Raw genomic sequence first — 24,204 nt, forward strand, 5'->3', positions numbered from 1 at the left:
CTTGTTGACTACTAGGGTTATTTCCGTTTAAATCAAAGGTAGTAATTGAGTAATAACGGTATCTGAAAGGTGGTCATATGCATGAATGAATTATCGTTAACTAATCGGATGCATGCAATTTTAGATAATAAACATCAAGTTAAACATATGGAAAAAGGGCGCTACCTTTTTCAGGAGAGCACCCCAGCAAGTGATTTGTATTACATTATAAAAGGGAAAGTAGAAGTGAGTAAGGTTGTTCCCGACGGTCGGGAATTAACTATACGGATTAGTTCGGAGAATGATTTGGTTGGGGAAACAGTCTTATTTTCTCAAAATCCTAAATATATGATGAATGCAAAAATGATGGAAGATGGAACTGTAGCGGTTATTTCCAAAGAAGCATTAGAAGATAAAATCGCCTCCGATAGCCGTCTTGCAGTTGATATGATGACATGGTTATCCGCTCAAAACCGTAAAAATCAGGCTAAATTCCGCGATATGCTCCTGCACGGTAAAAAAGGTGCATTTTACTCCACCCTCATCCGTTTATCAAATAGCTATGGCACTGAAGTAGAAGACGGTAAAGTTATCAATCTTCCCTTTACAAACCAAGAACTCGCCAATTTTTGCGGCACATCCCGCGAGGTAGTCAATCGAATGCTCGCTCAATTAAGGAAAAACAATGTCATCTCCATTAAAAAGGGACGCATTACGATTCTGGACTTTGACTATTTGAAACAGGAAATCGACTGTGAAAACTGTCCAATAGACATCTGTACCATAGATTAAATCCCTCCCATAAAAAGAACAATACATAATGCCTTACTGTCTTAAAATGATTGGAGTTTATTTCAGGCTAAATCCATCCCTAGGACCATTGAATTATTTTCATTACCATGTGTCCTATATAAAAGTGCATAAAAAAAGTATAAAAATCGATTTCGGCCATTGCTAGCATCTTAGGTTCCTAACAACTATACAAAAAAGGGATGGCATAGTTGCCATCCCTTAATTTTTTATTCATTCGGACGGGAGTCCCATGTATTTTACCCGCCAATGAATGACATTTCGATTTTTTCCTGTTTCTTCACTGTTCCCGCTGCCCGCTCATCCGAATAGCGGTCGTCCCTACGATTCCAAAGTGAAATGATGAACCCGGTCAATTCTTCATCTGTCATGTCGGAACGGAGCAAAGACTTCAAGTCATGTCCCTTTCCATTAAACAGGCATGTATATAAACTTCCATTAGCAGAGAGACGTGCACGTGTACAACTTGAACAAAAAGACTCGGAAACCGAGGTTATGAAGCCCACTTCTGCAGTAGTGCCCTTATAACGGAAGCGCTTTGCCACCTCTCCAAAATAATCTTCTTCAACCGGTTCAAGATCGAATTCGGTTTGGAGCATCGCTAGCAGCTCTTTTTTCGTAATGACATTCTTCAACTGCCAGCCATTTGTATGCCCGACATCCATAAATTCTATATAGCGTAATTGAATGCCCTCATCTTTACAAAATCGGGCCATCGGCAGGATTTGAGATTCATTGGTCTCTTTTTTCACTACCATATTCACTTTAACGCCAAGCCCTGCTTCTTTGGCAGCAGCTATGCCTTCAATAACAGGCTTTATACCGATATCCCTGCCGTTCATCTTCTTGAAAAGTTCATCATCGAGGCTGTCTAAGCTTATATTCACCCTCTGCAAACCAGCTGCCCTCAAATTCGCGGCATGTTTTTTCAAGAAGACACCATTCGTAGTCAATCCAATATCTTCAATACCATCAATTTTAACGAGATTTGAAATCAGAGTGGTAAGATCTCTCCGGAGTAATGGTTCTCCGCCTGTCAACCTTAGTTTTTTAACCCCTAAGCTTGCAAATATTTCAGAAAGCCTTACGATTTCCTCATAAGATAATAGCTCACTTTTAGGCAGGAACTGAAAATTCTCATGAAAAATTTCCGCAGGCATGCAATACTGGCAGCGAAAGTTACAGCGATCTATGACTGAAATCCTTAAATCCCTTAGTGGCCTGTCCAATGAATCTTTAATTTGACTGTTCAATTAACCACTCCTAGCCGAGGTATTAGAAAAAAACCAGACCATAAAAAGTGGCTCCATTGAATGGATTCACTGTTTTTTGACTGGCTTTTCATTTCTATTACAGAGTTATTATTTGATTCCTAAGGCAATTTTAGCATATCTGGACATTTTGTCTTTCGTCCATGGCGGACTCCAGACAATCTTCACATCCGTTTCCTTGACCTCAGGGATATCTTCCAGAACCAATTTAACTTGATCGACGATCGTCCCAGCCATCGGACAGCCCATTGCTGTCAATGTCATCGTCACCGTAGTCAGACCTTCCTCATCCATATCCACATCATATACCAAGCCTAAATTAACTATATCTATACCAAGCTCAGGGTCAATGACCTGCTCCAAAGCTCCAATGATAATGTCTTTTGTATCTTGATCCACTTCGATCACTCCTTTTATGGAAAATCTCTTCGTTTTAGATTGTCGGTTTCATCATTATGTCCATTTTAGACTTTATATTATGTCCGTATTAGCATCATAACAGATTTTGAGTGAGTACTTAAGCATTTTGCACAGTTGACAGTAAATGTTTCGCGAACCAGTCTGCAGTCATAAGCACGCCTTCTCTACTGACCTTATGTCCAGCCTTAGGGTCAAGGATAAAATCAATTTTTTCATCTGCCTCTTTATACCCTGCTTTAACCCCTTCATAAAAACGATATGCATGTTGATAAGGCACAACCGGATCTTTGGCACCATGCCAAAAAAGAAGCGGACGGTTGGAAAGCTTATCCTGATTAAGACTCAAATCAAATGGCTTGAGCTGTTCAATCACCTTGGCAACTTCCTCATCAGTAGCTGGGAATTTAACTTTCCTTTTCTTAATCTCCGCCATTTGGAGCTCTGCATACGCGACATATGATGGGTTACCCATTAAACTGACTCCGGCGCATATCCATTCATAAGCAGCCAGGGCCCCATTAGTCACTATTCCCCCCATAGAGGTACCTGCTACGCCAATTCTGTCAGGATCAATTAATTTTCGGGATAATAAATCATCCTTCAACAAAGATAAATCCTGGATTGTCTGTAAAACCATTTCCCAAAAACGGGGCATCATTTGAGAATCACTTAAACCAGCTCCCCTTTCCCCATGATGAATCACATCGGGAAGAAGCACACGAAACCCCTTTTCAGCCAATAAATAAGCATAGTGAAGATTGTGTTCTTTCGCACTTTGAAAACCATGTATAAAAATAATAAGCGGCAACTCCTGATTGAAAGTGGCTTCTTTACCTAGGTGCAATACAGGAATATGTCCAATATGTTCTTTTTCAATTATTATCAAGTTAACCCCTCCGAATAAATTTGTTCCGGTCTTTTCAATACCCTTCTCAAAAAGGCATTGGCATTCATCATTCAATTCCTTTAAACCTGAGCATCGCTTTAATTAACATTATCCTGGATATAGTAATATCATACAGGAATGCATAAAGAATGAAAAAGATTTACATTTACTTTAAAATAGGCTTAACAATATTTGCATATAATGAAATCAAAAAGAACAGAGGGTGTGTACATGGCTGAGAAACATTTAATCGTATTGGATCTTGATGGTACTTTACTTACAGATAACAAAACAATTTCTTCAAGAACTAAAAAAACACTCCTAAAACTAAAAGAAGATGGACACGAAGTTATGATCGCTACCGGTCGTCCCTTTCGCTCAAGTGAACTTTATTACCGGGAATTAGGGTTGACTACACCAATCGTTAATTTCAATGGCGCTTTCGTTCATCACCCATTACATACAAGCTGGGGGGTATACCACTCTCCACTGGATATTAGCGTTGCGAAAGATATTGTTGAAGCGTGTGATCAGTTTAAATATCACAACATCATCGCAGAAGTCCGGGATGATGTTTATGTCCATTATCATGATGAAAAGTTGATGAACATGTTTAATGTAGGAAATCCGAACATGAAGACGGGTGACTTGCGCAATTACCTTCAGGATTCCCCAACTTCGATGCTTATTCACACAGATAGTGAATTTGTAGGACAGATTCGCCAGCATTTATCAGATGTCCATGCAGAATTGGTCGATCATCGCCGTTGGGCAGAGCCTTTTCATATCATCGAAATTATAAAGAGCGGGTTAAGTAAAGCCGTGGGGCTAAAACGCGTATCCAACTATCTGGAAATTCCTCAAAACAGGATAATCGCTTTCGGTGATGAAGATAATGATTTGGAAATGCTCGATTACGCGGGAACCGGGGTGGCTATGGGGAATGCGATATCACCAGTAAAAACGGTAGCAAATGCGACTACATTGACGAATGAAGAAGATGGTATAGCTGTCTTCCTCGAAGAAAAATTCAATATAAAAGCCTAATACGTCATTTTTTACCTTCATAATTTCTATCATTCAAGCCAAACTAATATGGACAACAACTTACATTTCGTTGTCGAAAACGCTCAGAATCGGAGGAGATAAGAATGGGTAAAAGCAGTAAATCTAAACGATTTGTACAGCAGGGCAAAGAAAGTGTTGCCAGGCATGCCGAAAAAATCCCTTATCACACTACGTTTGAAGAAGCTGAAAAAGACAGGTTGAGAATTATGTCTGAACAAAGCTATGGTGGCTTCTAATGGGAAACAAATTATTTCAGAAGGCTAGGGAATTTGTTGAAGAAGCTCTCCACTCTGAGCATGACGGTGACCAGCATAAGACAGAGGAAATCGTTGAAAAAGCTCTCCACTCTGAGCATGGCGGTGACCAGCAAAAGACAGAGGAAATCGCTAAAAATGCTCTTTCATCAGCCTTTGCCAATACGAGTGAGGCCGAAAAAGAACAACTGCGAGAACTCCAGGAAGAGCTGGAAAACCACTCTAAATAACTTGAAAGCCTCCAGGATTTCTGGAGGCTTTCGCTTTGTTTTCATCAATTGTTATTTCGTGCCTTACCGCCTTTTTCACCGATTTCTTTATAAAAGTCTTTACCATGGGAATCAGCAGTGGCTTCTCCGCCCTTTTGTCCAATTTCTTGATAAAATTCCTTATCATGATTATCCGATGTGGCTTCTCCGCCCTTTTGCCCAATTTCCCGGTAAAAATCCTTGTCGTGATTTTTAGAAGTAGCTTCCCCGCCTTTACGGCCTGCTTCCTGCCTGCTCATTTTTTCGTCGTTAGCCATTTTTATCACTCCTTCATAAGATTTTAAATTGGCGCTACAATATGAGAATTAGCCGTTTTGTACAGGCAATAAACTTAAAACGCCTAAATACTACCTTTTGTAATAGAAGTGTAATGGCCTTAATTTTTTGTTAACATCATTCCCTGCGGAAAGTTCCAACAATGCCTGAAGTTTCTATGATGTTTGTGAAAGCATGAGGATCCACTTCCTTTATGATCCGTTCAAGGTCATACAGTTCATACCTTGTAATGACAATCAATAACATTTCCTTAGTTTCGTTGGTGAACGCCCCTTTTGCAGGAACTCTTGTAATTCCGCGAACTAACTGAGCATGGATTGCCTGTTTAAGTTCTTCACTTTTCTTTGTAATGATCATGGCCGTAAGCTTTTCATGTCGCGTATGTATCGCGTCAACAACACGGGTCGATGTGTAAAGGGTAACAAGTGTGTACAAAGCTTTTTCCGGTCCATAAACAGCACCTGCCGTTACAATGATCACGCCATTCAGCAGAAATAAATAAGTACCCACAGGTTTATCTTTCTTCCGTGATAGAAGCATAGCGATAATATCCATTCCCCCAGTCGATGCACCGTATTTCAAGGTGATCCCCACACCTACTGCAGCTATCACTCCGCCAAACACCGCATTCAATAATATGTCAGGTGACCAGCGTGTAATCGGAATGATTTCCATAAAGAAGGACATCAAGACAACGCTGAGGAAACTATAAAAAGTAAAAGACTTTCCAACTTTTCGCCAAGCAATGATCGTTACTGGAATGTTCAATAAAAGCAATAGAATACCTGTCGATACATTAAAAGGAGCAAAAGAACCAATCATCCTCGATAAAAGCTGGGCCACTCCTGTAAAGCCGCTTGCATATACGTTTGCCGGTATTAGAAAAAAGTTCATTGCGATGGCATTCAGTAATGCTCCGACCACAACTATGATAATTTTCTTCATTTCACCACTGTACATCCTAAAAACCTCCATTTCACCCTTATTCTATTATCTTTTTACCCTTAATTATTTATTCTATTTACGTAGAGATTGAATTTTTACCGTTACATGCTACACTAAAAAGTAGAGTGACCACTCATTTTCTAAAAATTGTAAAAAGAAAGCAGGTGTATTATGGCTATCACAATTCTTGCAGATAGTGCATGTGATTTGCCGTTGTCTTTCTATAAGGAAAACAATGTTTCATTAATCCCTTTACAAGTCCATCTTGACGGGGAAAATTACGAAGATTTACTTACCATTAATTCTCACGAAGTCTATCAGGCGATGCTGGAGGGAAAAGCCCCGAAAACATCGCAAGCTTCCCCAGAATACTTTATAGAAACTTTCACACAGTTTGCCAAGGAGAAAAAACAAGGGATTTATATAGCCTTTTCCTCTGAGTTATCAGGAACATATCAAACGGCAGTGATGATTCTTAATCAGGTGAAGGAAGAGTACCCTGACCTTGACATTGAAATCGTCAATACGAAATGCGCTTCGATGGGCGTCGGTTTAATTGTAAAGAAAGCAGCCGATCTAGCAGCAAACGGTGCCACTAAAGAAGAAATCCTAGCTGATATCGAATTCCAAACCCGGCATATGGAGCATTTATTCACTGTAGATAACCTTGAATATTTGGCTCGTGGCGGCCGCATCTCCAAGACATCTGCCCTTGTTGGCGGTTTATTAAACATTAAACCGTTATTGCATGTTGAAGATGGGAAGCTTGTTCCACTTGAAAAGATACGCGGCAAAAAGAAATTGATTAAACGTGTAATCGAATTAATGCACGAAAGAGGCAAAAATTTAACAACCCAAACGATTGCCATCAGTCATGGTGATGATGAAGCAACGGCCCTGGAATGGAAGGAAGCCATTCAAAATGAATTCGGGACAACCGATTTCATGATCCATACAATTGGCTCCGTCATCGGTGCACATGCCGGTCCTGGTACAATTGCCCTCTTCTTCTTAAACGATACCCCTGAGAAATCATAAACATACATACTCCCTTCCATAATTGTGAACAATATATATTGATCAGATAATGGAAGGGAGTTTTCACTATGTCCAAAACAACCGATGACAATAAAAGGCCAAAAGATAACCAAGCGAGAAATGCTGAAAAAAATATCGCATATCAGGAAAACCTTGCTGCCGGTAAGCACTCCTATTCGAAGAAAACGGACCATAAATGAAGCGCGGGGCTTGTCCCCTCGCTTTTTTAATATGGTTTATATAGTTGTCTTCCTATCACACTTTCTCTATAATAAAGGAAATAAACCCTGCTGGAGGTAAGTGATGGCAAAGGAAAATTCATTTGATATTGTTTCGAAAGTAGACTTTTCAGAGGTAACGAATGCAGTTACCATGGCTATGAAGGAAATACAAACACGCTATGATTTTAAAGGGAGTATAAGCAGCATCACCATTGAAAAAGAGGACCTGGTTTTAGTATCCGACGATGAATATAAGCTCGAACAGCTGAAGGATGTTCTCATTAGTAAACTCATTAAACGTGACGTACCAGTCAAGAACCTGGACTATGGCAAATTAGAAGGTGCTTCTGGTGGAACCGTTCGCCAACGGGCTAAGCTAATTCAAGGCATCGATAAGGAACAAGCAAAAAAAATCAATACCATCATTAAAAATAGCGGTCTTAAAGTGAAAAGCCAAATCCAGGATGATCAAATCCGTGTTACCGGTAAGAACCGGGATGATTTGCAAGGAATCATTTCCGCAATCCGGGGCGCTGATCTGTCCATTGATGTACAATTCTTAAATTACCGCTAAGTATGAAGGCCTCACCTGCTTTGGGTGGGTCTTTTTTTATTGCAACTGCCTCTATCAACGGTCAAATCACCTTCTGCTTCAAATGAATCGCCTTCATGGAACATGGAAAGACTAGTCATGTTCCCTTCAGTTAAAACATTAATAGACTTATTTTGGTCAATTTTTCCATGTTTCCTTTTTTCAAAAAAAAGGAATAGAAAAAGCGTAGATAAATTAAACAGGAGGCGTTTTAATCTTGACTACTCAAAACCAAAATCAGAACAAGCAAGGATTTCCACCTCAACATCAACAGCATCAACCTGGATTGGAAACAAAAATGGAACCGAACCCAGATTCTGTTAAAGCTGCCTACAAAGGAAGCGGCAAACTAAAAGGTAAAACGGCAATCATAACAGGTGGAGACAGCGGAATCGGTAAATCGGTTGCCATTTATTACGCTAAAGAAGGAGCAAATGTGACAGTTGCATACTTGGATGAACACGAGGATGCCAAAACTACAAAAGAATTGATCGAAAAAGAAGGTCAGAAATGTTTACTCATTTCCGGAGATATCGGTGATGAAGCCTTCTGCCAGGATGTAGTCAAAAAAACGGTTGATGAATTTGGCGGTTTGGACATTCTAGTCAACAACGCCGGAGAACAGCATGTGCAGACAAGTATCCTTGACATTTCAGCTGAACAATTGGAAAAAACGTTCCGCACGAATATTTTCTCGATGTTCCACTTAACTAAAGCTGCGTTGAAGCACCTTAAAAAAGGAAGCAGCATCATTAATACAACCTCTATCACAGCCTATCAAGGCAACCCAAAACTAATCGATTACTCTTCAACAAAAGGTGCAATACTGGCATTTACAAGAGCCCTGTCGAACTCCATTTCAAAAGATGGCATCAGAGTGAACGGTGTTGCGCCAGGCCCGATCTGGACACCGCTGATTCCTGCCTCATTCGGTGAAGCGGATGTTGCCAAATTCGGACAGGATACTCCAATGGGCCGCGCAGGGCAGCCAGAGGAATTAGCACCAGCCTATGTATATTTGGCAAGTGATGATTCATCCTATGTCAGCGGACAAGTCATCCATGTAAACGGCGGGACCGTTGTAAACGGATAGGGCCTTACCTTTTCAGTGGATTTCACAAATCCACTGCTTTTACTCTTTCAAGCAGGATATTTCCGGTTAACGCGGAATATATGGATGGGAAGGAGTGGAGTCATTTTTGGAAAATATTGTAGATCCATGGTTCACCGTTCAGGAATTGGACTCAAAAACGTTTGCAATCAGTGAATATGGTCATTGGGAGAAAGTTCATTCCTTTTTATTACTTGGGGAGACCCGAGCTGCGTTAATCGACACAGGGTTAGGCATCTGTTCGATTAAGCGGATTACAGACCAGCTTACCAATCTTCCAATTATCGTCCTGACCACACACGTTCATGCGGATCATATTGGCGGTCATGGAGATTATGATACAATTTATGTTCATGGTGATGATGCCAATTGGCTAATCAACGGCATTGAAGGTTTGTCCTTGGAACAAATAAGAAAGAACATGGCCCGGGATATCACTGTACCCATACCCGAATCATTCGATCCTTTTACATACAACCCATACCAGGGGTACCCTGATAGGCTCTTATCGGATGGGGACACGATCGATCTTGGGAACCGCAGTTTAAACATTTATCACACACCTGGGCATTCACCTGGCCACATCTCAATTTTGGATAATGAAACAGGTTATTTATTTACTGGCGACCTGCTTTATTCAGATACTCCAGTTTATGCATTTTATCCCTCGACAAGCCCTGAAGACCTTGTGAATTCGTTAGAAAAAATCGCAAAGATCAAGGCAGTCTCCAAAATCTATGGCGGACACAACCAACTCGGCCTCGAACCAAGGATTCTTGAGGAAGTCCTTGCAGCCATTCAATATCTTAAAGAGAATAATTTAGTCAGACACGGAACGGGTGTACATGCATTCAAAAGTTTCAGCGTACATTTCTAGCAAAAAAAGGCATTGCTTTTACGCAATGCCCTTTCCGTTCAATAAGTCATGGCCATTGCACCTTGCTTGATCGATCTGCAGGAATGCCTTTCCACGAAATGATGTGGAATGATGGTCCCAGCAGGAGTATCTCCGGTCTGCAGCATGTGAATGATGCCCTTAGCGGCCTGATATCCCAAATCAAAAATGTTAATATCTACGGAAGTCAGGGCTGGTAATGACAGTTCAGAGAAAACAACGTTATTGAAGCTGACGATTGACATTTCTTCAGGAGTGCGCACGCCCATCTCGCGAAGTGAATGCACGATTCCAAGTGCCATAAGATCATCACTGACCACCAATGCGGTTGGTGGTTCATCAATGGATAGTAACCTTTTTGCAGCTGCTTGTCCCCCTTCATGCAAAAAATCTTCATGCAGGGTATATTCCCTCCTTCGATCGATTCCAGCCCTCTTCAATGCCCGTTCATATCCCGACAAGCGATCAAGGGTCATCACAAGGGTTACATCACCTCCGATGAATCCAATCCTTTCATGTCCTAACTGTATGAGGTAATCCGTTGCCTGTTCGGCAGCCAAGACATTATCATTATCAACATATGTTATCTCTTCGATAAAATCAAAGGGTTTCCCAATGATCACAAATGGAAAAGCCCTTGCTCTCAAATAGGTCAGGATGTGATCGTTCATCCTTGAATACATCAGGATTATTCCATCCACCATCCCCCCCTGCACCATATTGACTACTCCTTCGTAGATTTCATCTTCTGTTTTTCCCGTGCTTAGCAACAGGGAATAATGGTTTTCCTGAGCTCCCTCACTTAGACCCTGGAGGATCGTCGAAAAAAATGGATTTTGATAATAATCATTTGACGAACTAGGCATTACCAAGCCAATGATCCTTGTCGATTGATTGGCAAGACTACGTGCAATGAAGTTTGGATGGTATCCTAATTTACTCATCGCCTTACGTACCCGTACCTTTGTTTTTTCACTTATACGAGGATTGTTTGCAATCACTCGAGAAACTGTTGAAGGAGCAACATTCGCTAGCTGTGCCACATCTTTTATTGTGATGGCCATGCATTTCCCCTCTCCTCTCTTAGCCTTTATTGACTTCATTTAAAAAAAGGTGAATACCAATAAACACTTCTCTAATATTCGTTTTATATTTATACATTTTGTATGTATTCATAATACACTCAGTTCAATAGTTATATCCATACTTTTTTTAATGTTTGTTCAATTTTTCAGAAAATACTTACTTTTCCGTTTTTTTCATCTATGTTTTAAAATTCAAAAAGAAGCTGATGTATGATCAGCTTCTAAAAAAACGACAGGACTATTGGGAATTAAGAAGTCAGACGACTAACTACATAGGTTTTAAGCTAATTTCCAATCAAGTACATAAAAGTGATTTACAAATTAATAACGATAAACCCTCGTTTCATATGGACGTAAATCAATAAAGGACACCTCAGGACAATCCTCATAATTAGCTAGCAAAAGTTCCATTTCCCCCCAATAAGAAAGGTCAATTTGGTGGTGATTCATACTAAAGTTACATACTACCATTACTGAATTATCATTCATACTTCTTGTATAAATATAAAGTTCAGGGTGATCTTCCCATAATAATTCATATTCCCCATACACAAGGACCTGATGTTTTTTTCGAAGTTCAATCATCTTTTTATAAAAATGATAAATGGACAACGGATCATTTTTCTGCTGTTCTACATTAATGGCGCGATAATTCGGATTAACCCTCATCCAAGGTGTGCCGTGCGTGAATCCGCCATTTTCAATATCATTCCATTGCATCGGTGTTCGTGAATTATCACGGCCGCTATGCCATATAATGTTCATGATTTCATCATGCGGACGACCTTTGGAGGTCTCTATCCGGTAAAAGTTTTTCATTCCTACATCATCATAATCATCAATCGAATCAAATTGGACATTCGTCATGCCAATTTCCTGACCTTGATAAATAAAAGGTGTGCCTTGCATGAAAAAGTAAAGAGCCCCAATCATTTTTGCGCTTTCCAACCAGTATTGATGATCATTTCCCCAGGTGGACACACTTCTTGGCTGATCATGATTTTCAAAAAACAAAGCATTCCATCCTTTGTTTTTCAGCCCCTTTTGCCATTTGGTCATTGTGCGCTTTAACCCCTGAACATCAACAGCGTGATTCTGTCCCCTATTCCAAAGTCCAAGATGTTCAAATTGAAATATCATATTGAACTTCCCATTCGATTCCCCGACCCATTCCTCCGCCTGCTCAATCCTGACGCCATTGGCCTCACCAACCGTCATGATATCATACTTAGAGAAAGTCTCTTCTTTCAACTCCTGAAGGTAATCCAGAATCCCGTCCTGATTGGTGTGCATTTCAAACGCAGGTACATACTGATGCCAATAAGGATTGGGCATATCCGGAAGGCCTTCACGCTTATGAATATGCGTGATCGCATCAATCCGGAAGCCATCGATTCCCTTATCGAGCCACCAATTGACCATTTCATATAATGCCTGTCGCACATCAGTATTTTTCCAGTTTAAGTCGGGCTGCTTTTCAGCAAATAAATGTAAATAGTATTGATTGGTCCTTTCATCGAATTTCCAGGCACTTCCGGAAAAGATGCTTTCCCAATTATTAGGCTCACGACCGTCCTGCCCATCCCTCCATATATACCAATCCCGTTTCGGATTATCGCGGGACGAACGTGACTCTACGAACCAGGGGTGCTCATCACTTGTATGATTCAAAACAAGATCGAGTATCACCTTCATTCCACGTCCGTGGACATCTTTCAATAACAGATCAATATCTTCGATTGATCCGAATTCATCGGAAACTGCTTGATAATCACTAATATCATATCCATTATCCGCATTGGGCGATTTATAAAACGGGCAAATCCAAATAACATCTATCCCTAATTCCTGCAGATAGTCAAGCTTTGAAATCAAACCCTTTATATCTCCGACTCCATCACCATTACTATCCATGAAACTGCGCGGGTATATTTGATAGCAAACCGCTTCTTTCCACCAGGTCTTATTCATGCTGTAACCTCCCGATCCTGTTTTCCACAAAGCCTTAGGGACAATGTTTGGCGGCTACCGACAATCGAGAGGCATATGATTATTTTGGTTGGTTCCGTTTTGAACGCTTAATAACCAAAGCAATGAATATACCAAAAATAAGAAGAACTAATCCTATAACTAACAGGTAAGGAATATTAATAATCGACTTAGGTGACAGCGTGTAAACTTCTGTCGTCTCCCTATCGATTACGATAGAGTAACTGTTGTCCTTACTGCGGACCAGATCCCCATTCAGCATACCTCTCAACTCTTTATTACTTTCAAGTTCCTTATCAGTAAGGTTTATCGTTTGAGTTTTAGTCGTATTGTTCATGGCGACGACAATCGTTTCATCACCATAAACACGCTTGAATACCGAAGTTCCAACTTTTTCATATAAAAGCTCCATATCCCCTTTTACCAATGCCGGGTACATGTCTCTGAGATCAGAAAGCTTTGTTATATATTCCACCAATTCCTGTTCTGTCTTAAAATTCATCAACTTATGATTATCCGGGGCAATATCACCATTTAAGGCAATTTCCGATCCATAAAATACGATTGGCACCCCTGGCATCGTATATAGATACGACAGCGCCATTCTCCATCTGGTACCTGGGTTTTCGTTATGATCGGCTGCATCCTTTGTAAAACGGGGCATTCCCTGAGTATCCATGAACAATGCCTGATGGGCATTGCCCCCTAGTTCATCTTCGCTTTTCGCAAACGCATTAAAAATAGGTTTCAATTCTTTATCGGGTGCAGCAAATGCTTCCCGTAGCTCAGCATTTTGCGGATAAGCCATAAAAGCATCGATACCCGTCTTCTTGTAGCTTGAAATCAAATCGGCATCACCTTGTACATCGCCGATTGTATAGAAATTTGATTTTTCAGATTTGACTGCATCCACAAATTCCTTCCAAAAATCTTTTGCTACGTATTGGACTTTATTTATACGGTATCCATCAATATCGGTTTCCGTTATCCACCATTTAGCAGCATCAAGCAAATATTCCCTTGTTTCCTCATTATCTTGATTCAAATCGGGAAGACCATCGACCCAGCCTGTTTCCAAATCCGTTTGGCTACCTTCCTTGGAAATCTTTTTTTCTTCATGGAACCAATCTTGTTTTTTTGGATCGGTCAGCCAGGTGGAGTCAGGACCCACATTATTTGCTTGGAAATCAATGATCACTTTCATATCGCGTTTATGTGCCTCATTCACGAGTTTTTTAAACTCTTTCATTGTCCCATAGTGTTTATCCGTTTTATAAAAATCGGCCACCCAATCGCCATGATAGCCATTTTCATCATTAGCGAAAATCGGTGAAAGGATGATAGCGGTATAACCCATATCTTTTAAATAATTCAGCTTCTTCGTGACACCTTCGAAATCCCCACCATTAAACGTGGAAGGGTCATTCACGTTCGCATCTCCATTATTTTGAGTATTCCCATCGAAAAATCTGTCGACCAATAATGAATATACGATTTCATCCTTCCATGTTCGTTGTTCTTTTTCAGCTGCTCCTACTGGAATGGCGTAAAAAAGAAGCAACGGAATTAAAGCGAGTGATAACACTCTTTTTCTCATATCCGCTCTCCTCCTAGCTATCTCTTTACGCCTTTAAGATTAGCCTTTTGACCCCTTAACGTCAAATCCAATTTATAAAAAACTTTACACTAAAGGGACAAATTGGGGATACTGGTTATGGTTACTGAATTGGAAAAGGCAGAACACGATTAACGTTCTTTTTTTATCGTCTTAACCGCTTTATCCAAGGCCCTTTTTGGTTTAGCTTTTTGAGTGGTTATTTCATCCATGGCTGAATTCATCGGTCCCCATACCTTATTCATCTCCGGAATATTCGGCACTGGTTCAGCGTATTGTAATTGTATGCTTAAGGCTTGTGCCCTTTCATTTTCATTGATTGCGGCATTGTGTTTGATTGATCTATTAGGAGGGATTTCCCCTGTTAAATCATAACGCTGCATTGCATTATCATCATTTGTCAAATATTCAATTAACTTCGTAGACCAATAAGGATGTTTTGTGAATGCTGTTACATGCCAGCCTTTGATTTTCATTAACGTTTTCATTGGCTGTCCATTGGGCAATTCGGGCATGGGGGCAACACCTGTATCCTTTCGCTCGGTAAATGCGTTCCCGTCACTCATGAAAGAAGCCAATTTCCCTTGTATAAACAACTTCTCGATCGCTGCCTTGTCGCCTTTAGGAATCAAACCCGCCCTATACCATTTTTGGATGTATGCAGCCCCTTTTATAGCACCCTTATTATTCAAACCAATGTTAGAAGGGTCTAGTTTTCCATTCTTATCTTTAAATATATAACCTCCCATTCCAGCCATTACCCCAAACGAATCATGGAAATCATTCCACTTCGCATAGTAACCATGCACGTTACCTTTTCTTAATTTCTTAGCCATTTTATATAGGTCATTCATCGTCTCAGGAGCCTTAGCCATCAATTTTTTATTATAAATGAAAACGGAAGTGGTCACGGATTTTGGCAATCCAAATACCTTGTCTTGATACATTTCTCCCCTAATTGAAGGTTCAATGAAGGCATTTAATACTTCATCATTCACCTTCACTTCCTGAATTAGGCCTTCCTTCACGATTTGCCCGACTTTTTCATGAGAAAAAGTTACGACATCCGGGGCCTTTCCATTTCCAATTGGCCCATCACGACGAAGCCGCTCATACATTTCGGTATCTATTTCTAGCTCTTCAAGCTCAACTTTGATTCCATATTCTTTTTCAAAAGCTTCAATCACCGGCTTTAGGGCCTCCGCTTTACCTTTTTCCTCCCAAATGATCAATTTTTCCGGCTTCGCTTCATTGGTGGCTTCTTCTTTTTTCTTATTTTCTTTCACTACTTTATTTTCCAAATCTGAACTGGATCCGCAAGCACTTACACTAACGATCAAAAATATGGACATGAACAAATGAAAAATCAGCTTCTTCACTTTCATTCTCCTTTTTAAAATGTTTATTCTATCATGTCCAAAAGCTTCAAATAATACTGTTTTTCAGTTCAGTCATTCAAATAAAGCCCCTTAATGAAAGCGATGCCAAGGCTATTGTTATCATTATATGAACGGCTTTGGTTTTTACAACATTTTCCTCGACGTATTTATTTCCTTGTAGTGTTGAACACTTTTTGTTATTTTTTAGTTAATAAGTGCTTCTTTCAATTGGAATTGGGTATATAACCATATTGAAAAAAAACTTAAACACGGCTTAGTAAATGCATAGACCCCCCTCATAAACAGCCTGAAGTTCCCTTTTTCATATTCACATCCTCAAATACTTATAGAATTGGAGTGATTTTAAATGGAATTTTCATCCATACACCATAGACCTAATGACAATTACAGCTATCCCGTCAACACTGAAACCCTACATATCCGCCTACGTACGAAAAAACAAGATATCTCCTCAGTTGGATTGATTTTTGGGGATCCATACATTTCAGATAATGGTCAATGGCAGTACGAAGAACTTCCAATGAGTTTGTCAGGCAGCGATAACCGTTATGATTATTGGCATATTTATGTGAAGCCTCCCTACCGAAGAATTCGATATGGGTTCAAGGTATCCTCAGAAGATGAAAGTGCCATTTATACGGAAAAGGGCTTCTTTAAAGAACCACCCCGAGATCCAGGGAGCTATTTCGCGATTCCCTATCTACATCAAAATGAAGTTTTCGGGGCACCGGAATGGGTAAAAGATACAACCTGGTACCAAATTTTCCCTGAACGATTCGCGAACGGAAACCCCGACAACGATCCGGAAGGTGTGAAACCTTGGGGAAGTGAAGATCCGGCCGTGGATAATTTTTTTGGCGGGGACTTCGAAGGAATCATTGAACATTTGGATTACCTAGAGAATCTCGGCATCAACGGAATTTATTTCACGCCAATCTTCCATGCCTACTCCAATCATAAATACGATACGATTGATTATCGGAGTATCGATCCGCAATTCGGAACGAAGGAAACATTGAAAACACTAATAACCGAATGCCACAAACGGAATATACGGGTTATGCTGGATGCCGTTTTTAACCATAGCGGCTACTATTTCCCCCCTTTTCAGGATTTACTCGAAAAAGGAGAGAAATCGAAATATAAGGATTGGTTCCACCCGCACAGCTTCCCTCTTAAGGGAGGGGAAAGGCCCAATTATGAAACATTCGGTTTTTTTGAATCGATGCCAAAATTGAATACGGCGAATCCTGAGGTGAAAGAATATCTACTCGAAGTCTCGGCTTATTGGATCAAGGAGTTCGATATAGACGCCTGGCGGCTCGATGTGGCAAATGAGGTAGATCAGCCATTCTGGCGTGAATTTCGAACAACCGTGAAAAATATAAAGCCTGACCTTTATATTCTTGGGGAAATTTGGCATGACTCGATGCCATGGCTTCGCGGCGATCAGTTCGATGCGGTCATGAATTACCCTTTTACCAACCAAGTTTTTCGCTTGGTCGCTTCACAAACCATCAATGCACGCGAGTTCACAGAAGAAATGACAGCCATCTATCACAGTTATCCCACCAATGTTTTTGACGTGACATTCAATCTTCTTGGAAGCCATGATACACCGCGGATTTTCACGGATTGCGGGGAAGATCTAGCTCGAGCCAAGCTCATCCACGCAATCCTGCTGACATTCAATGGCAGCCCTTGTATATACTATGGAGATGAAATCGGCTTAACCGGAGGCATGGATCCAGGGTGCCGAAAATGCATGGTCTGGGAAGAAGAAAAACAAAATACCGAGCTTTTCAATGAAATTAAGGCATTGATCCTCTTGCGAAAAGAAGAACGATTACTTGCCAATGACGGAAAGTTCAAATTCCTTGATACAGCCGGAAACGAAAATATCGTGGCCTACCAAAAGTATGATGGAAAACGGTCTGTCGTGATCCTCATCAATCCGACGGATGTCGAGCAATCCTTTACCCTCCCTTTTGATTTGAAAGGACGTACACTAACGGATTTAAGAACAAAAGAAACCACTCAGGAAGGTAAATTTGAATTGGGTGGTTATCAATATAAAATTCTCGCATTCAATCATTGAGGCAATGAAACGGGGCAATGAAAATCATCCGCCCCGTTTTTTCAATCGATTATTTGGATGTCATATTCTTTGAACCATACATGGGTTTGTGCCAAGTGAGCGAGCAACTGTGGACCTGACATCAATTGCCCGAACCACGGCACTTTAAAAGCGGCACCCTTGGAATCTACTATATCGGTTAGCTTCTGTTTATCGAAAAACTCATGCAGGACCGAATTTTTATCCGTCAGTAAGTCTTTTAACCATGCCTGCACACGGTCTGTATATATAGGGTTATGGGTTTTTGGATATGGACTTTTTTTACGATACAATACTTCATCCGGTAATAGCCCCTCCAAAGCCTTCCTTAGAATACCCTTTTCACGGTTGCCTTCCATTTTCATTTCCCAAGGAATGTTCCATGCATATTCAACAAGGCGATGATCGGCAAATGGCACGCGCACCTCTAGACTTGCACCCATACTCATCCGGTCCTTCCGGTCAAGGAGCGTCGTCATGAACCATAATAAATTCACATAGAAAAGCTCTCTCCGCTTTGCTGCTACGCCGTTTTCCCCTTCCAATTTAGGCGTTTCGGCAAGGGTGGTCAAATAAGCTTCCTGTGCATATTCCTCCAGCTTCAATTTCTCACGCCATCCCGTTTTCAATAAAGATACCCGCTCATCCGTAGATCTCATCCATGGAAAACCAGCACGATTCAAATCATCCTCACGATGAAACCAAGGATAGCCTCCAAAAATTTCGTCCGCACATTCGCCGGACAGGCCTACAACAAAATCCCGCTTGATTTCCTTACAAAACCAAAGTAAAGAAGAATCGACATCCGCCATGCCTGGGAGGTCCCTTACAAGGACAGCTTCTGTTAAATAATCAGTCAACTGCTCTTGAGTGATGATCGATGAATGGTGAACCGTGTTAAAACTATCCGACATCTTTTTAATCCAATACCCATCAGAGTTAGGCTGAAAATCATTTGCCTTAAAATAGCGCTCATTATCCTCATAATCAATGGAATACGTATGAAGCTGGCCTTTCCCTTCTTTTTGATAGGCATTTGCAGCAATGGCCGTTATCGCGCTTGAGTCAAGCCCTCCTGATAAGAAGGTACAAAGTGGAACATCTGAAACAAGTTGCCGTGTCACTGCATCTTCGACAAGGAAGCGAACCTTCTCGGCCGTCTCATCAAGCGTATCCCGATGTTCTTCGCTTTTCACATTCCAATATCTCCAAATCCGGAGCCCTTTCCTTGATAAGGTAAGCGCATGGGCAGGCCTTAATTCCTGGATATTATGAAATATGCCTGAACCTGGCTTTCGGGATGGACCAACACCAAATACTTCAGACAACCCTTCGCGGTCAATCTCCGTTTTAACATCCGGATGGGCCAGAATCGCCTTAAGCTCCGATCCGAAAATGAACCCGCCGTCCCTTTCTGCATAAAAGAATGGTTTTACCCCCATGCGATCTCTTCCAACGAATAATTTTTGTTCCTTTTCATCCCAAATCGCAAACGCAAAAATCCCATTGAACAAGTCAATGCACTTTTCTTTCCATTCTATATAAGAAGTTAGCAAAACTTCTGTATCAGAATGACCGTTAAAGGAATATCCTTTTAATAATAGCTGTTTACGAATATCCTCGGTGTTATATAGCTCACCATTATAACAAAGCGTATATCTGGCGTTCTCGTGATTTTTCGTCATCGGCTGTTTTCCGCCTTCCGCATCGACAACCGTTAACCGTTTATGACCAAAGGCAACATGGGCTTCGCTCCAAACATTTTCTTCGTCTGGCCCCCGCTTTGCCAACGTTTTTGTCATGTTTTCCAGTGTTTTCGTTTTTGTCCGTAAATCTTTTTGAAAATGCACCCAGCCTGTTATCCCACACATTTTACACTTCATCCTTTCTATCCGGACTATCAAAAATATATTGGCTCCCTGTCTTAAAAAGATTTACAGTTCCTAAGTATCGATCAGCATCATTCCGTAGGACCCCCTGCCCACAACGCCCGGCGTTGTTAATGAATTGTTGAGCAAAGAATCCCGTGTTTAAACATAGCCTATGCAAAGACGGAAAGATGGTTATTTGTCCATAATATTTTAAAATATACAGTTATATTTTCATTGGATTTTGACTAAAAAGTAGGTGAGGATTCCACTATTGGAGGTATATGTATGAGTCAGCAACAACGAACCAAGTTAATGAACAGGCAAACAAGAGCTTTTACCGAAGGAACAGTGGAAAATATCAATCAACAATGGATTTTTTTCGATGATGAAACAGATGAGGCCTGCTCCATCGAAGACCACGTTGATAGCATCATTGAAGTGTACAGGGGTGGGCGCTGGCAGCAAGGAGTAGTTGAAGAAGAAGGAAAAATCCTGCTTCACCGGGAAATCACCTTCTTAAGGGAAAATGAGCCCATTCGGATACGCAAAAAACTGCTCTACTCTTTTGAACGTTTATTGGAAGAATTGAACGACGATTCCTTTTTCCAATTTGTAACGACATTGAATTCACTTGATTTTTCTATTTATGATTGTATATATAGCTATAACCAGCTCACTTTTTTAAGGGCCGTCCCTAACCAGTCCGGCGTGAATTTCTTCACCTTTGATAACGAGAGCCAAATATGTCTCGTTCAGCACCATTTTTCTTATGGGAAAAAGGATCACGATCGTTTTGAATTTACCCTGAACACGGGAAAAAGGATCGTCATTGAGAAAGTGAATTCACAATAACGGGTAAAAGAAAACGGGTAAATGAGATCTCCTCATTTACCCGCTTTAATTCTTTATTAAAAAAAGTCCATTCCTTGTGGCAGTGAAAGCCCTAAATAAAGGACGAATATAAGTGCTACGATGAACAATATCCACATGGCACTTGTGCTTTTTCCTTTTTTCGTACGGACCAACACCATTTCCATTGCCGCAATCACGATGATTCCAACAATCATTTTTACTGCGTAAGCACCAAAATCAGTGATCAGCATACCGCCAGTAAGGAAAATCAATAGATAGAACAACCTTGTTATCATATGTAGCATTTTCGCTTTCGGATTTCCACCTTTAAGCATCGAATATGTGACAAAGAAAAGAATGATTCCGATAACCCAAGCTGTAATATGCATATGTGTCATTTTTTTTGCCCCCTCGTTCAGTTTCCATATCATCATATCATAGGCTTTTACAAAAAAACAAAACTAAGGATTCACCTGAATGGGTAAAATCAACAATTTAATGAACATCATTTACATTTCTTCTTAACTGGTCCTCAACGGCGCATAACCGGCTTTTTACCATATGTAACAAAACGCCATATATATTCAACCGGTCCGTATTTAAACAGCCCCATCCACAATAAGGAAAGCAGAATTTGCAGGCAAAACAGGGCTATTAAGAAAACAAAACCTGTCGTATAAGAGACTGATCCATATAAACCAAGACCATATGAATAAAAAATGGCCGTACATACCATCGATTGGAACAAGTAATTGCTCATCGACATCCTTCCGATATACGAAAACGGGTGTAAAAGGCGGGAAGCCCCTGCCTGCTCCGCCAAAAGCGCGATTGCCGTGATATAAAAAATCGTAAGTAACGGTCCTCCCAAATAATCCTGCACGAATATCGTACCAAAATGGTATACCGTCACATATGGCAGTATCTTAATTGACATGCCCAACAGCAAGCTTACAATCGATATCGCTTTCAATTGTCGTTTATATTGAGTTGTTTTTTTGAGAAAGCCTTGTTTTGCAACCCCTGCTCCAATTAAAAAAAACGGAAAAATCGATAAAAAAAGGATAATGGCATTAAAAGGGTTGTTCACCATATACCAATCTAGTGCCCTTTGACTCATTATTTCCGTAAATGTACCAGATTGATAAACTTCCAAAGACTGTTTCATCATCGCCGAATCAGTCGTAATTGCCATCCCTTCCCTATCAAAAATGCCCATTATAAGAAATAGTGAACCCAATATCGCAAAAGGCAGGACATAACAAACCGAGCCTAGCAGAATTAAATTCCTGCCCTTCATCTTATAAAAAAATAAAAAGGCAAAGCCAAATACAGCATAATTAATGAGGATGTCCCCATGCCAGATGAAAAAGGCATGAATGCACCCAAGTATCAGCAGGAAACTTAGCCTTTTAATATATAGTAAAGGAAATGAAATACCCTTTTCTTCACTCCTTACAGCTAGTATGATTGCCCCGAAACCGAACAGAAAGGCAAATAACGGATAAAAGCTGGCCTGTGCGACAATATCACTGAATCTGTACAAAATCCTGTCCCATCCTCCGGACCACCGCTCGGCACCATCTATGTACAAGAGTGGAGAGTGGAAAGAAGGCATATTCACTAAAAAAATCCCTAAAATGGCTAATCCACGTAAAATGTCGATGCTTACGATCCGTTTACTTTCCTGCAATGGAACCATCGTGCCCTTCATAGGTAGACCCTCTTTCATCCATACAGATTTAACATCATTTCTATAACTCCATTACATCATCTTTAACCTTCGTGACCGCTTTTTGCTTTTTTATCAATATGACAAACAAGCTGCCCAATAAGCAAAAGATTCCTGCAAGGAAGAATGCCCATGTATAGGAGTTGAATATTTTGAAGATAAGCCCTCCACCGTACGCCGCCACTGCTGCACCCACCTGATGGGCCGCGAATATCCAACCGTATACAATCCCGCTTTTCTCCATGCCAAAGATTTGCCTTGAAATGCTTATGGTAGGAGGAACAGTGGCTATCCAATCCAGGCCATAAAAAACGGAGAATATGATCAATAGACCGATTGAGCCTTCATTAAGAGCAAAAGGAAGTAATACGAGGGAAGCACCCCTCAGAGCGTAATACCAAAACAACAGCCAACGGTTATCAAAACGATCTGATAACCACCCGGATACAGTCGTACCAATCAAATCAAAGATTCCCATGAAAGATAGCAGTGATGCTGCCGTCACGACCGGTAAACCAAAACTAATGCAGTAAGAAATGAAATGTGTGCCAATCAACCCGCTCGTTGAAAGTCCGCATATAAAAAAGCTTCCTGCCAATAACCAGAATTCCTTCACTCTCACTGCTTCAATCAACGACTGAAAAGCCATGGCGATGGGGTTCTTTTTTTGGACTGTAACAGCCCCCTGACTTTCCTCTTCTAATCCATATGGAAGAGTGCCTACTTCCTTCGGATTGTTTTTCATGAATAAAAGGATGATTGCCAGCATGATCAAGCTAAGTACCAAAATTAATCCAATCGCCCATCTCCACGAGTAATTCTCAATGATGATAGCTAAAACCGGAAGTAAAATGAGCTGACCTGTGGCCGTACTTGCCGTTAGTATCCCGACCGCCAGCCCCCGCCTTTTCTCGAACCAACGATTTGCCACATATGGGCTCAATACCGTTAAAAACACTCCAGAGCCCAATCCAATGATAATTCCCCAAATTAGAATGAGCTGCCACTCATGCTCCATGAAAAAAGTGAGGAAAACCCCTGCCAATAAAGTGGACATGGCCAATACCATCATTTTCTTTAATCCAAGCACTTCAATTAGAGCGGCCATGAATGGACCCGATAATCCATAAAGAAAAAGACTTATGGCGAAGGCTAAAGAAATGACGGACCGGTCCCACCCAAACTCATTTTCAAATGGTACGATGAATACTCCCGATGATGACCTAACGATTCCGGCTACAATAATCGAGAAGAATGTTATGATTAAAATAACCCAGCTATAATGAATACGTTTCAATGCTCTCCCCCACAATCCAAAACTCTTAGAATCAACATGATGAAAAAGAAAAATTATAATAATTTGAAATATTTTATAATAGTAACACTTTATCATTAAACTGGAAGCTTTTTATCGAAACAAATTTCAATGCTCTTGAATGACCATCCCTTATCCACAATGGAATGAGTTACTATGGCTTATTTACGAATGGAAACATATCAGTGTCCCCT

22 protein-coding genes and 2 pseudogenes are annotated in these 24,204 nt (G+C 40.6%); 11 read left to right on the forward strand and 13 right to left on the reverse strand.

The features are described 5' to 3' along the window. Nucleotides 1-81: 81 nt before the first annotated feature. A complete protein-coding gene (locus BS1321_RS06240) occupies nt 82-771 on the forward strand; it encodes a Crp/Fnr family transcriptional regulator (protein WP_063232204.1) in 690 nt (229 codons plus the stop codon). 257 nt (nt 772-1,028) lie between these two features. Here the strand turns inward: BS1321_RS06240 and moaA are convergent, their stop codons facing one another. From moaA to BS1321_RS06255, 3 genes are all read right to left on the reverse strand, one after another. After that, complete coding sequence (gene moaA / locus BS1321_RS06245) at nt 1,029-2,042, reverse strand: GTP 3',8-cyclase MoaA (protein ID WP_063232205.1); 1,014 nt, start codon at nt 2,040-2,042, stop codon at nt 1,029-1,031. Nucleotides 2,043-2,150: 108 nt separating this feature from the next. Further along, on the reverse strand, nt 2,151-2,459 hold the full coding sequence (locus BS1321_RS06250; RefSeq protein WP_063232206.1) for a metal-sulfur cluster assembly factor: 309 nt from the start codon (nt 2,457-2,459) through the stop codon (nt 2,151-2,153). A 118-nt stretch (nt 2,460-2,577) separates the two neighbouring features. Continuing rightward, nucleotides 2,578-3,366 carry an alpha/beta fold hydrolase gene (locus tag BS1321_RS06255; RefSeq protein ID WP_063232411.1) on the reverse strand — a complete coding sequence of 263 codons (789 nt, stop codon included), beginning with the start codon at nt 3,364-3,366 and terminating at the stop codon, nt 2,578-2,580. Between the two features lie 231 nt (nt 3,367-3,597). On the opposite strand from BS1321_RS06255, the gene BS1321_RS06260 reads away from it, so the two are divergent. The 3 genes and pseudogenes from BS1321_RS06260 to BS1321_RS28710 all read left to right on the forward strand — a co-directional run. Continuing rightward, on the forward strand, nt 3,598-4,413 hold the full coding sequence (locus tag BS1321_RS06260; protein ID WP_063232207.1) for a Cof-type HAD-IIB family hydrolase: 816 nt from the start codon (nt 3,598-3,600) through the stop codon (nt 4,411-4,413). 104 nt (nt 4,414-4,517) lie between these two features. Continuing rightward, the gene (locus BS1321_RS27815) at nt 4,518-4,670 is read left to right on the forward strand and encodes a hypothetical protein (RefSeq protein WP_164468789.1); all 153 of its coding nucleotides are present in this window, start codon (nt 4,518-4,520) and stop codon (nt 4,668-4,670) included. A gap of 146 nt (nt 4,671-4,816) precedes the next feature. Continuing rightward, nucleotides 4,817-4,918, forward strand: a pseudogene (locus tag BS1321_RS28710) (DUF3813 domain-containing protein); the annotation flags it as partial. 47 nt (nt 4,919-4,965) lie between these two features. On the opposite strand, the pseudogene BS1321_RS06270 reads toward BS1321_RS28710, so the two are convergent. Together BS1321_RS06270 and BS1321_RS06275 are read right to left on the reverse strand one after the other, a co-directional pair. Next, nucleotides 4,966-5,214, reverse strand: a pseudogene (locus BS1321_RS06270) (KGG domain-containing protein); the annotation flags it as partial. A 136-nt stretch (nt 5,215-5,350) separates the two neighbouring features. Then, complete coding sequence (locus BS1321_RS06275) at nt 5,351-6,193, reverse strand: YitT family protein (RefSeq protein WP_063232209.1); 843 nt, start codon at nt 6,191-6,193, stop codon at nt 5,351-5,353. A gap of 156 nt (nt 6,194-6,349) precedes the next feature. Between BS1321_RS06275 and BS1321_RS06280 the strand changes: the two genes are divergently transcribed. The 5 genes from BS1321_RS06280 to BS1321_RS06300 all read left to right on the forward strand — a co-directional run bounded on the left by BS1321_RS06280 (nt 6,350) and on the right by BS1321_RS06300 (nt 10,017). Beyond that, on the forward strand, nt 6,350-7,216 hold the full coding sequence (locus BS1321_RS06280; protein WP_063232210.1) for a DegV family protein: 867 nt from the start codon (nt 6,350-6,352) through the stop codon (nt 7,214-7,216). Nucleotides 7,217-7,284: 68 nt separating this feature from the next. Next, nucleotides 7,285-7,416 carry a DUF3941 domain-containing protein gene (locus BS1321_RS06285; RefSeq protein WP_072272565.1) on the forward strand — a complete coding sequence of 44 codons (132 nt, stop codon included), beginning with the start codon at nt 7,285-7,287 and terminating at the stop codon, nt 7,414-7,416. A 103-nt stretch (nt 7,417-7,519) separates the two neighbouring features. Further along, complete coding sequence (locus BS1321_RS06290; protein ID WP_063232211.1) at nt 7,520-8,011, forward strand: YajQ family cyclic di-GMP-binding protein; 492 nt, start codon at nt 7,520-7,522, stop codon at nt 8,009-8,011. 235 nt (nt 8,012-8,246) lie between these two features. Further along, on the forward strand, nt 8,247-9,122 hold the full coding sequence (locus BS1321_RS06295) for an SDR family oxidoreductase (RefSeq protein ID WP_063232212.1): 876 nt from the start codon (nt 8,247-8,249) through the stop codon (nt 9,120-9,122). Nucleotides 9,123-9,237: 115 nt separating this feature from the next. Next, nucleotides 9,238-10,017 (forward strand): MBL fold metallo-hydrolase, encoded by a 780-nt coding sequence (locus BS1321_RS06300; protein ID WP_232522801.1) that lies wholly within the window; start codon nt 9,238-9,240, stop codon nt 10,015-10,017. A 38-nt stretch (nt 10,018-10,055) separates the two neighbouring features. On the opposite strand, the gene BS1321_RS06305 is transcribed toward BS1321_RS06300, so the two are convergent. The 4 genes from BS1321_RS06305 to BS1321_RS06320 form a co-directional block, all read right to left on the reverse strand. Continuing rightward, complete coding sequence (locus tag BS1321_RS06305; RefSeq protein ID WP_063232214.1) at nt 10,056-11,099, reverse strand: LacI family DNA-binding transcriptional regulator; 1,044 nt, start codon at nt 11,097-11,099, stop codon at nt 10,056-10,058. A 342-nt stretch (nt 11,100-11,441) separates the two neighbouring features. Continuing rightward, on the reverse strand, nt 11,442-13,091 hold the full coding sequence (locus BS1321_RS06310; protein ID WP_063232215.1) for a glycoside hydrolase family 13 protein: 1,650 nt from the start codon (nt 13,089-13,091) through the stop codon (nt 11,442-11,444). A gap of 79 nt (nt 13,092-13,170) precedes the next feature. Beyond that, nucleotides 13,171-14,706 carry an alpha-amylase family glycosyl hydrolase gene (locus BS1321_RS06315; protein WP_063232216.1) on the reverse strand — a complete coding sequence of 512 codons (1,536 nt, stop codon included), beginning with the start codon at nt 14,704-14,706 and terminating at the stop codon, nt 13,171-13,173. A 149-nt stretch (nt 14,707-14,855) separates the two neighbouring features. Continuing rightward, entirely contained in the window at nt 14,856-16,103 is a 1,248-nt protein-coding gene (locus BS1321_RS06320; RefSeq protein ID WP_063232217.1) for an extracellular solute-binding protein, read from the reverse strand. Between the two features lie 367 nt (nt 16,104-16,470). Between BS1321_RS06320 and BS1321_RS06325 the strand changes: the two genes are divergently transcribed. Next, nucleotides 16,471-18,222, forward strand: coding sequence for a glycoside hydrolase family 13 protein (locus tag BS1321_RS06325; protein WP_063232218.1), 1,752 nt, complete (start codon nt 16,471-16,473; stop codon nt 18,220-18,222). Between the two features lie 41 nt (nt 18,223-18,263). Here BS1321_RS06325 and asnB read toward each other — a convergent pair whose 3' ends face one another. Next, complete coding sequence (asnB, locus tag BS1321_RS06330) at nt 18,264-20,111, reverse strand: asparagine synthase (glutamine-hydrolyzing) (RefSeq protein ID WP_063232219.1); 1,848 nt, start codon at nt 20,109-20,111, stop codon at nt 18,264-18,266. A 285-nt stretch (nt 20,112-20,396) separates the two neighbouring features. On the opposite strand from asnB, the gene BS1321_RS06335 reads away from it, so the two are divergent. After that, nucleotides 20,397-20,963: a DUF2777 domain-containing protein gene (locus tag BS1321_RS06335; protein WP_063232220.1), complete on the forward strand. Its 567-nt coding sequence runs from the start codon at nt 20,397-20,399 to the stop codon at nt 20,961-20,963. A 56-nt stretch (nt 20,964-21,019) separates the two neighbouring features. Here BS1321_RS06335 and BS1321_RS06340 read toward each other — a convergent pair whose 3' ends face one another. The 3 genes from BS1321_RS06340 to BS1321_RS06350 all read right to left on the reverse strand — a co-directional run bounded on the left by BS1321_RS06340 (nt 21,020) and on the right by BS1321_RS06350 (nt 23,992). Next, nucleotides 21,020-21,361 carry a YisL family protein gene (locus BS1321_RS06340; RefSeq protein ID WP_063232221.1) on the reverse strand — a complete coding sequence of 114 codons (342 nt, stop codon included), beginning with the start codon at nt 21,359-21,361 and terminating at the stop codon, nt 21,020-21,022. Between the two features lie 134 nt (nt 21,362-21,495). Next, complete coding sequence (locus BS1321_RS06345) at nt 21,496-22,677, reverse strand: DUF418 domain-containing protein (protein WP_063232222.1); 1,182 nt, start codon at nt 22,675-22,677, stop codon at nt 21,496-21,498. A 40-nt stretch (nt 22,678-22,717) separates the two neighbouring features. Further along, on the reverse strand, nt 22,718-23,992 hold the full coding sequence (locus BS1321_RS06350; RefSeq protein ID WP_063232223.1) for an MFS transporter: 1,275 nt from the start codon (nt 23,990-23,992) through the stop codon (nt 22,718-22,720). Nucleotides 23,993-24,204 lie beyond the last annotated feature (212 nt).

Origin of the sequence: Peribacillus simplex NBRC 15720 = DSM 1321 (assembly GCF_002243645.1) — a bacterium.
In the GTDB taxonomy this organism is placed as follows: domain Bacteria; phylum Bacillota; class Bacilli; order Bacillales; family DSM-1321; genus Peribacillus; species Peribacillus simplex.